We start from the raw sequence: 10967 nt of genomic DNA on the forward strand, positions 1-10967 counted from the left end.
AATCCTGCGATACACTTGGCAGTATAATGAAAAGTGTAATCTATCTGGAGGGTTGTTTGATGGAATTAAATAAGATTTATCAATTAATGGATAAGTTTGAACAGAGTACATTAACTAATTTTGAATACCGTGACCAAGAATTTGAAATTCAAATGGGCAAAAAGGGCCATGGGAGCAAGCCAGTTGTTAACATGCAGCCAACGCCGATCCCAAATGCACCGGCTTCAACTACCGCGCCAGTTGCCCCTAAGCCGGAGCCAATTGTCGAAACACCAGTTGCACCAACTGTTGAACCGACACCAATTAGCACCGCGACGCCTGCGCCTGAAGAAGTTGAAATTGACCCCGACACTTGTATCACGGCGCCGGTGGTTGGAATCTTTTATCAAGCCCATTCATCAGAAGAAGCACCTTATGTCAGTGTTGGCGATCAGGTCAGCGTTGGACAACAGGTTGGCTTGATTCAAGCCATGCAAATGATGCGGCCAGTCGTTGCCAAACAATCTGGTCAAGTCAAAGCCTTACTCGCTAAAAATGGTGATGAAGTCAATTTCGGGCAACCCTTGATTCAATTGATTCCTGATAATCCTAGTGATATTTAAACTAAGCGAATGCCCTTATCAGGCTTGATCATAATCTGCTAGTTGCGACATCTCGTGGCGACTAATGATACGATAAAAATTAAAAATAGCTGTTAGTGATTACTTGAAGTTTTGTGCAAGTAATGACTGACAGCTATTTTAGTGTCTATGGGAAGACTAAAACGATTGAAAGTTTATCGAACGGCCAGACAATATCTGGCTATTTTTTTGCAGTAATTTGTGAATAATTCGTGAAGACTGTGAAGAAAATATGATAAATAGATGATCGTAATAAATAATTAATAAATATAAATCATTATTTATATTTAATTAACCAATTAACTTTAACCAATAAGCCTTTTTTTAAAACTGATGTAATCAGTTTCGACAGACCGATAGTGTGATGCTTGATAATAATGGGTAATTAACTAATTATAATGAGCAATAAATACTTGCAGGCCAACTGTTTAAGGAAAATTGAAGCTTATGATGAAACCGCCTATTTTTGACTTGTACTGCCGGTTTGTTTTGGTTATCTGGTTATTAGGTTTCACAAATACAGTCGTTATTTTTATAAGTTTGTTTATATAGTGACTTAAAAAATCGTGGGTTGGCATATTGATTGAATGTTGTAGTATGTAATCGACGAAAATGATTAACAGTATTAATAGAGAATACCAGTCACCGTAAACGTCAATTAATAGTGACATGATACTGAGCTATTAATCATGATCGTCATCAATTTAAACTTATTTAGCAATTATTGGATGAAATTTGGAAAGAAGGCATCTTCGTGAGGTTTTTACAGAATAAAGCATTTAAGGGTGATCCTAACGTTCACTATAAAATGTTCAAAGTTGGTCGTAATTGGGTTTTCATGGCCATGGCATCATTTGCGTTAACTGGTAGCATGCTCGTCTCACACGCGGATACCACTGCAAAAGCGGATACCGACGCGACTAGTTCAGTGAGTGCAACTAGCAGTAGTGCCGATAGTAGCAGCGCTAATAGTAGTTCTGATAGTACCGCGAGTTCAACCGCTAGTGATTATTCAACTGCAGCGACGTTAGCAGCTAGCACGGCCAGCAGCACAGCCGCCAGTTCAGCAGCAAGCGAAAGTACAGAAGCCAGCAGCACTGCAAGCAGTAGCTCAACTGACAGTAGTAGCAGTGCCGATTCAAGCAGTGCCGCAACAACTTCTAGCTCAGCAGCCAGCAGCAGTGCTAGTTCAGTAGCCGCTAGCAGCAGTACCACGACGACTAGTTCAACTGCCAGCAGTACGAGTACGGTTAGCAGCAGTTCAGCGAACACGGAAACTGTCACTGACAGTTTATCGAGCGCGACAACTGTGGTTAACAGTACCGCAATTTTATCTGCCGAAACTGCGGCGACCAGTTCGGCAGTGACGGCTTATGGCGCTTCGAATGCCAATACGGACAGTACGGCCGCGAATGCCGCAGCGTCATCAGCAACTTTAGCTTCATCATACGCAGCTGCGGCGAGTTCATATGCTAACTTAGTGAATACGTTACAGACACAAAATGCGTTGAGCGCAGCTTCGAGTGCTTATCAAGCCGCCTTGAATAGTGCGGCTTTAGCTAATCATTACAATAGCTTAGCGAACATGTACTTAAATGCTAACGATGATGGGGTTGGGTCAGTTGCTGGCAATTCAATTGATTATGCCGCGGCTTCAACAGCGGCTTCTTCAGCAGCAGTTGCGGCGAGTTCATACGCTGCGATTGCATCGTCAGCCACTGATGTTGCGCAAAGTGCTGCGACTTCTGGCTTAGTTAACTTAGCAAGCAGCACATACGCGGCCGCAAGTTCAGCCGCCGCTGCAGCAACAGCCGCTGCTAGTGCCGCTGCCGAAGCTGCCAACAGTGCCTACTTAGCGATGCAATATGACAAGGATAATGCTGGCGTTTCATCAGCCTATACTGCGGCAAGCAGTACAGCAGTGACTGCCTCGACTGCCGCCTCAACCGCCGTCGTTGCTGCTTCGACGGCGTCGTCAGCTTATTCAACGGCTAGTGATGCCGCAACTAATAACGATTATCTTGCCGGTAGCACCGCTTACTCGGTTGCAACTGACAATATGACCACGGCGATTAGCAATGACTCAACCGCCACTGCTGCCAATTCAGCCGCACAGGATTCGGCTAATTACGCTAATTCAACCGCAATTTCTGATGCAGCGTCATCGGCTGCGGTTGATACCACGACCGCTAGTTCATCAGTGACTGATGCAACGACGGCGGCCAGTGATGCGGCGACTTATACTGGGACTCAGGCTTCGACCTATGCTTCCTTGGCTAACTCAGCCGCCGATGCCGCTTCTTCAGCTTACGCAGTTGCGAGTTCAGCAACCGACGCTGCTGCCATTGCGGCTTCTCCTAAAGAAGCGAACTCCTTGGCACGTGTCGCCGCTTCAGCTGCTAATGATGCTGCAAGTTATGCTGCTGCTGCGCAAACAAACGCAACGTTAGCGAAAGAATTTAGCAACGATGTTTCTAATGAACAAGGGACAAACTCCGGTGCTAGCTCAACATTGACTACTAGTACCGAAACGGTAACGGTGAATGGGAATGCTAAATTACTAGCGACAGTCAAAGCTGTCAATGGTACTGGTATCTTGTCACCTAACTATTCGATTAATACCTCAACATATGTTTGGTACATGTCAACCGATGGTAAAACTTGGACGCAAATTGCGAGTGATGGCACTGCTTCATTAACTTATAACATGACTGAAGCAGGGACTTATTATTTCCAAGCAACCGTTTCAGGATCAAAAACTTATTTATTACAATCCACAAACTATACCGCGGCTTCCAATGTCATTACGATTGTTGTGACGGACCCGAGTGGGACTTATGACGAGCAAGCAAGTAGCTCTGCCAGCCTAGCTAATAGCTATGCTTCCGGTGCTAGTTCTAATGCTGATCAAGCAAGCAGTGCCATTGCGGCAGCTAGTTCTAATGCTAACTTGAGTGGTTCTTTGGCAAGTTACTATGCTAGTCAAGCTAACTCGGCTTATAACAATGCAAGTTCATACGCACAATTAGCTTCTGGGGCAGCTAGTGCAGCCAATGCTGCGAATGATCAAGTTTCTGGCTATGAAACAACTGGTGATTACGTCACAGCTAGTTCATATGCTAAAGATGCGGCTAGCTATGCTACGGCAGCAAGTTCATACGCGGCTCTAGGTAGTACTGCAACTTCCGCTGCGTTGAGTGCCATTACGGAATCATTGAATCAAGCAGTTGATGAAGATGGTGGGACGGATGCTGGTAATTATTTAGCCTCAAGTTACGCTGATGTGGCGGCTTCAGCAGCTTCGACAGCTCAAAATCAAGCTTCCTTAGCTTCTTCACATGCCAATGATGCGGTGAATGCCTATACTTCCGGTGCTGATTTCAATGCTGGAACGGATAGTTACTCAACTGCCGCTAGTTCGGCAGCGTACGCCGCTAGTTCATATGCCGCTTATGCTGCAAATGCCGCTAACTTGGCAGCTTCATACGCTGCGGCCGGTGATTATAACAATGCTGCTCGTCAGCAAAGTTATGCGTCATTAGGGTTAACTTTAGCCACTGAACAATTAAGTGCAGCTTCAAGCGCTGCCGCTGCGTTAACGTCAACCATTGTTAATACGGAAACGGATTACTACAATTCAGTTGCCCAAGATGCTTTGAATGCGGCTTCGGATGCGTCATCAGCGGCTGTAATCGCTGGGTCAACGGCTAATTCAATCGCCTCATCAATGACTAGCAACACAGAGTTAGGGTCTTCTTACGTTGCGGCAACTCAGAATAATTCAAAAGATGCGTCGTCAGCAGCTGCCGAAGCGAATGCGTCAGCATCAATGGCTGCCAGCTATATGAATCAGGCTTCTTCAGCAGTGGCAACTGGCGACTTTGCGGATGCCAGTTCATATGTTAACTTAGCGAGCCAAGCAGCGACTGATGCGACTTCTTATGCCGCTGCAGCTAATTCGGCTGCGAGTGCTGGAACGGATACTGCTACAAGTGCTGTCGCGTATTCTAACGATTTAGCTAATGCTAATTACAATGAACAAGGTGATGCTAGCAGCATTTGGGGCATTGTAGTTTCCGGTGGTTTTACGACACAACCAGCAACAGTTACTTCGACAACATCTGGTAATACGGTTACATTGTCCGTTGCTTCAGCAACTGGCTTAGGTGCCATTAATACTGGTAGCAAGACCTCATGGTATGTTCAGATTAATGGCACATGGATGACAGTTGCCAATGCAGTTACCGCTGGCTATTTGACGAGTCAAAATGTCACTGGTAGTAACCGGGCAGCCTCCAATAGCAGTACTTTAACAGCGACTATTTCGAGTGACTTTACAGGAACGATGCTCTTCCAAGCTTACACACAATACGGTAATCTTGGCGTTTATCTCTTGTATAACTGGGGTAGTGATTTAGCCGAAGTCGATGTTTATGATAGTGATATTCCAGCTACGGATATTTCAGTAGATGGCAATGACTACCTAGTTATTTCAACTGATAACTCGACGGATGCAGATGTTACCGGTCAATATACGGCAACGACTAATCCTGGTAATGCGACTGGTGAAATGACTTGGACTAGCAGTAATACTGGCGTTGCCACTGTTGATGATACCGGTTTAGTGACTGCTGTCGGCAATGGGACTACGACGATTACCGTTACGATTACTAATGCGGATGGCTCAACTTATTCTGCATCGAAGACAATCACTGTTGGTAATGGACTAGATAATCAAGAAGTCGACGCCGGTGATGACTTAACTTGGATTCCAGAAGGAAATACGAGTTCAAATGATAATACAACGTATCAATGGTATTACTCAGCCACCGCGGATGGTGATGGCACTGCGTTAGACGGTCAAACTGGGTCATATTTGAATTTATCAGATATTACTTTAGGTCAATCTGGTTACTACTATTTGGTTGTAACGAGTTCTGTTACTGCTAGTGGGACGACCTCAACACAATCTGTAACTTTGGGTCGGGCTTATTTAACCGTTAACGCAACACAAACCGAAGCTGCAAGTTCAGCTGCAAGTGAAGCAGCCGATCATGCAGCTAATGCGGATTCATATGATAAGATCGCTAGTTCATATGCCGAAGTTGCTAACCAATATACGAACCAAAATTCAAGTTCCGCTTCGTATGCAGCCGAAGCTGCCACGGCTGCAAGTGATGCTGCCGTAGCTGCTAGCGAAGCAGATTCAGCTGCAGCCGCAGCCAGCACCGCTGAAGCCAATGCAAATTCGACCGAAGCAGCAAATGATAATTCAGCTGCTTCGAGCCACGCACAAGCCGCTAAGGAAGCTGCTTCCACCGCTTCTGCTGCCAAAAAGAATGCTTCCAGCGCTGCTGATAAAGCTGGTTACTATGCAGCTTTAGCTGCCGGTGATCAATCAGATACTGATACGGATGCTGATTCGGATACTGATACCGACACGGATACTGATACCGACACGGATACTGATACCGACACGGATACTGATACCGACACGGATACTGATACCGACACTGATACCGACACGGATACTGATACCGACACGGATACTGATACCGACACGGATACCGATACGGATACGGATACCGATACCGATACGGATACGGATACCGATACGGATACTGATACCGACACGGATACGGATACCGATACCGATACTGATACGGACACAGATACTGATACGGATACCGATACGGACACAGATACCGATACGGATACCGATACTGATACGGACACAGATACGGATACTGACACGGATACGGATACCGACTCAGATACTGATACTGACACTGACACCGACACCGATACTGATACTGACTCAGATACTGATACTGACTCAGATACCGATACTGATACTGATACCGATACGGATACTGACACGGATACCGACACGGATACCGACACGGATACCGATACTGATACCGACACGGATACTGATACCGACACGGATACTGATACCGATACGGATACCGATACTGATACGGATACCGACACTGATACTGATACTGATACTGACTCAGATACTGATACTGATACTGACTCAGATACTGATACTGACTCAGATACTGATACCGATACTGACTCAGATACCGATACGGATACCGACACGGATACTGATACTGACTCAGATACTGATACTGATACTGATACCGATACCGATACTGACTCAGATACCGATACGGATACTGACTCAGATACCGATACTGATACCGATACCGACTCAGATACTGATACTGACACGGATACCGATACGGATACTGATACGGATACTGACTCAGATACCGATACTGATACTGATACCGACACTGATACTGATACCGACACTGATACTGATACCGACACGGATACAGATACCGACTCAGACACGGATACCGATACTGATACCGATACCGATACTGATACAGATACCGACTCAGATACTGATACTGACACGGATACCGATACGGATACTGACTCAGATACCGATACTGATACCGACACGGATACTGATACAGATACCGACTCAGACACGGATACCGATACTGATACCGACACCGATACCGACTCAGATACTGATACTGATACCGATACCGATACCGATACAGATACTGACACAGATACTGATGCTGACTCAGATTCTGACGGTGAAGGTGATGCTATTAATAACGGTGGTAGTGATCACAATGGGAACGGCACTACTGGCGGAAGCAATGGCACTAACACTAATGGCAATAGTAGTAACGGTGTTGGTGACAGTATTAATGGCAGTACTAACAACGGCAATGCAACAAATACTGCGGTTAATGCCAGCGACGTTGCCGGTTCAAGTAACAGCTTGACGAACGGTAATAGTCAAAAGGGTTCAACTAGCAAGTTACCACAGACTAATGAGGATACCGCTAACCCAGCAACGGTCATGGGTGCTGTCTTACTTGGTCTCAGCAGCTTAGCGGCATTACTTGGTCGTGGCTTCAAGCGAGAGGATCACGAAAAATAGGTGACAACAGCCTTAATTGATTAACAAAAATAGGAGTCCGTTTGTCTAACTTCAAAATAAAATCCAATAATGTTCAAAAATTCATAGCTGTTCTGGCACACATGTTAATCATTTAAGTGTTAAATTGTAACCAGAGTTAGAACGATCTTAATGGTCGTTCTAACATACATAAATTTATAAGGTAAAAAGGAAAGGTGTGAATGTTCAGTTGCAACGTATGGTCATTAATCAATTGAAGCAGTCAATTAGAAAAGTCGGGGATTTGTACGATCCAAGTACGCAAACAGTCACGTTAGTTTTATCGGTGTCCGATCGTCAGCAGCGCGCGAAGGTGGATTTCATTCAGCGACCTACTTTTAGTCAAGCTTGGCGAGCGGTGGCTGAAATACTGGCGCAGACGGCCCAAAATGCCTGGGTTCGGCTGGAAAGTGTCCAGTCAGTCCAAAAATTAACGCGAACGCAATTTGAAAAACGCTTGGCTTCAGTCGAACGAATGAACTATTGGCGCGATGGGGTTAGTTTTGATGAACACTTTGAAACGGCACTGTTAGAGATGGAAATTAATGGTCAAGCCATGTTCCGTCCTAGCAAAGGCCATCGGATTGGTCGGAATGGGGCAAAATCATGGGTCGATTATCAGCGCGTGGTGCCTTATTTAAAACGGCGTAATGGCGAGCTACCAGTTGATGTGACCCAGACAGAAAACATTTGGACGTTTACCACGGTGGGAATCTTCACGACCGGAGCCAAAGTTTGGCAACTGGCGGATACTGAAACTTGTGCGAAGGGAATCCGAGTCTTAACCGATCCACAGGCTGAAATTAAACAAGTCATTGATGATGGCGAACGTTTCTTGATTAATCAATTAAAACCAGATGGCAAATTTGTCTATGGTTATTATCCAAGCCGTCAACGAGTTTTGACTGGCTATAATTGTGTCCGTCACTTTTCATCACTGTATGCTTTACTGGAAGCCATCGAGTTTACTGAACGAACAGAAGATTACCAAAAAGTTAAACAGGCGATCCAATGGGGTCTCGATAATGTCACGATTGAAGTTAATGGGGCAGTATTCATTAATGATAATGGTGAACTAAAGCTGGGTGGTCAAGCCTTGTTGATGCTGACCTTAAGCAAGTATCAAGAAGTGACAGGTGATGACAGCTTTTTACCAATATTAATGAAGGCCTTTCAGGGCGTCCCCTATTTCCGGGAACCCTCTGGCAAGCTAGTCCATGTCCTAAATCCCGATCTAACGCTGAAAGCGGCTTATCGTATTATTTATTATGAAGGCGAAGTGGTTTTCGGCTTAGCGCGATTATATGAATTAACTAAGAATGAAGACGTCTTGGCCTTGGTTAAACAGATTCTTGATTTTATGGTCGCTAACAATTATGGCCGTTACCATGATCATTGGATTTCGTATGCTATTAATGAAGCCTTGCAAGTGTTCCCCAATAATCGAGATTATATGGCGTTGGGCTTAAAGAATGTGTTCATCCATTTGAAATTTATTGAGGAACGTGAGACGACTTATCCGACCTTATTAGAGTTAGTCGATGCGGCTGTCAAAATGACTGACATGGTCAAGGCCACGGGCAACGATGATTTATTGGCGCCTTACAATTTGCGCCGGTTACGACAAGCGCTTAAATATCGGGCTGAATATGAAGTGACAACTGGGAGCTATCTGCCAGAAATCGCGATGTATTTGTATGCCCCGGCAAAGTTTATTGGTGGCTTCTATGCTCGGCATGATAGCTTCCGAACCAGAATTGATGATTGCGAACACTTTTTATCAGGACTGATCAACTATTACAACTACACTTATCGTCGGTAATTAAGAAAGGACGCTCATATGATTTACTTTATCAATGAATATATTTTGCCTAAAAATTCTAGTGTTGAACATCGTGCCATGCAGCGTGTCAAATTGTTCACGCATTATCACACGCCTGCTCAAATTGTGACGAAGGTCTATGATCGGCTGCAACATCGGGTTTTACCTGATTTTGAACTCGCCGATGATCAAGTGTTGAATATGTTTGATTATTTCCAACAAGCGACCACAGTACCGACGAAAGAATTGCATACGGAGGATCTCAATTTACCTGTTGAATATGCCGTAGAAGTGGGTAATAACTTTAGTCGGGTATTTGATGGTGATGATCTGGTACAAAATGTTGGGTTTATTCCTGGGACGATTGGCCGGATCTTTTATCAAGAATATCTTGATAATCAAGGCAATCGGGCTTCCACTGATTTGTGGGATTGGCGTGGCTTTAAGTCGTCGACCCAGTACTTTGGGCAAGACGGTAAGCTCACGATGGAACGATATTATACGCCAGCGGGCCGGATTGCGCTGGAACAATATTTTGTCGCGGATACAAAAGGCAATCCATTGGCATCACGGTTGATTTTAAAAGATTATGGCAACCAAGCCGAACGTTTCTTTCAAAATCCAACGGCACTTTTTAACTTCTTTATCGCAGAGCTTAGCCATCAAGATACTGAACAAACCGTCTTTATTAGTGATCGCCCAGGAACTGGGATTGACCCATTGTTGGCCTTAAATGATGACGCCAAAAAGTTTGTGATGATTCCAATCTATCATGCTAAGGATATTAATGATCCGTTGCATGCGCCATTAGATGGCTTTCTACAACCGGCGTTTGATAATTTGCAACATTTTGATGGGTTTATTACACCGACCGAGAGTCAGGAACAGCAGTTACAACAACGTTTTCCTAAATTAGCGGTGACGACGATTCCGACGGTCGCTACGACCTCTTTAAAGCAAGGACATCTTGTGCCAATTACTGAACGCCCGAAACAGTTACTATACGTCGGTCGGTTAGCACCTGATCGCCAGTTGGATCAGTTAATCCGCGTGGTGGCCTTAGTAAAAGCGCAGCTGCCGAACATTCAATGTGATCTGTACGGCTTCGGCGATGCGGATTATTTGGCAACGTTACAAGATTTAATTAATGAATTGAAATTGAGTAACCAAGTTCATTTGAAGGATTACGATCCCAAACTAGTTGAAAAATATGACAATTATCAGTTGTTACTGAATACCGAACTAGTCAACGGCGGACCATTGGCAATGCCTGAGGCGATGACGCACGGCGTGCCGGTCATCAGTTATCGTTTTAATTATGGGCCCCGCGATTTTATTGAAAGCGGGACGGATGGTTATGTCGTTCCAGCCGGTGATCAGCTCAAAATGAGTCAGCATATTATTGACTTATTGACGCAGCCAGAACGTTTAACTGCGTTCAGTGAAGCTGCTTTTAAGAAAATGCACGTGAACCAGACTCACTTGAAGGTTTGGCATCGTTGGCAACGGTTATTAGGCTTATAGGAGGCGG

Annotated in this window: 4 protein-coding genes; all 4 read left to right on the plus strand. The window is 44.8% G+C overall.

Annotation, left to right across the window (positions count from 1 at the left end):
- Positions 1-59: 59 nt before the first annotated feature.
- The 4 genes from FFM74_RS04570 (at position 60) to FFM74_RS04585 (ending at position 10960) form a co-directional block, all read left to right on the plus strand.
- Positions 60-602: an acetyl-CoA carboxylase biotin carboxyl carrier protein gene (locus FFM74_RS04570; RefSeq protein WP_137625453.1), complete on the plus strand. Its 543-nt coding sequence runs from the start codon at positions 60-62 to the stop codon at positions 600-602.
- Positions 603-1374: 772 nt separating this feature from the next.
- On the plus strand, positions 1375-7596 hold the full coding sequence (locus FFM74_RS04575) for a KxYKxGKxW signal peptide domain-containing protein (RefSeq protein WP_137625454.1): 6222 nt from the start codon (positions 1375-1377) through the stop codon (positions 7594-7596).
- Between the two features lie 217 nt (positions 7597-7813).
- Positions 7814-9436, plus strand: coding sequence for a glycosyl transferase family 1 (locus FFM74_RS04580; RefSeq protein WP_223877160.1), 1623 nt, complete (start codon positions 7814-7816; stop codon positions 9434-9436).
- 18 nt (positions 9437-9454) lie between these two features.
- Entirely contained in the window at positions 9455-10960 is a 1506-nt protein-coding gene (locus FFM74_RS04585; RefSeq protein WP_137625456.1) for a glycosyltransferase, read from the plus strand.
- Positions 10961-10967 lie beyond the last annotated feature (7 nt).

Source organism: Lactiplantibacillus pingfangensis, from assembly GCF_005404945.1.
Taxonomy (GTDB): domain Bacteria; phylum Bacillota; class Bacilli; order Lactobacillales; family Lactobacillaceae; genus Lactiplantibacillus; species Lactiplantibacillus pingfangensis.

What these genes read in the sequence shown, in the direction of transcription:
- FFM74_RS04570 (WP_137625453.1), top strand. Translation starts at nt 60, where the DNA reads ATGGAATTAAATAAGATTTATCAATTAATGGATAAGTTTGAACAGAGT.
- FFM74_RS04580 (WP_223877160.1), top strand. Translation starts at nt 7,814, where the DNA reads ATGGTCATTAATCAATTGAAGCAGTCAATTAGAAAAGTCGGGGATTTG.
- FFM74_RS04585 (WP_137625456.1), top strand. Translation starts at nt 9,455, where the DNA reads ATGATTTACTTTATCAATGAATATATTTTGCCTAAAAATTCTAGTGTT.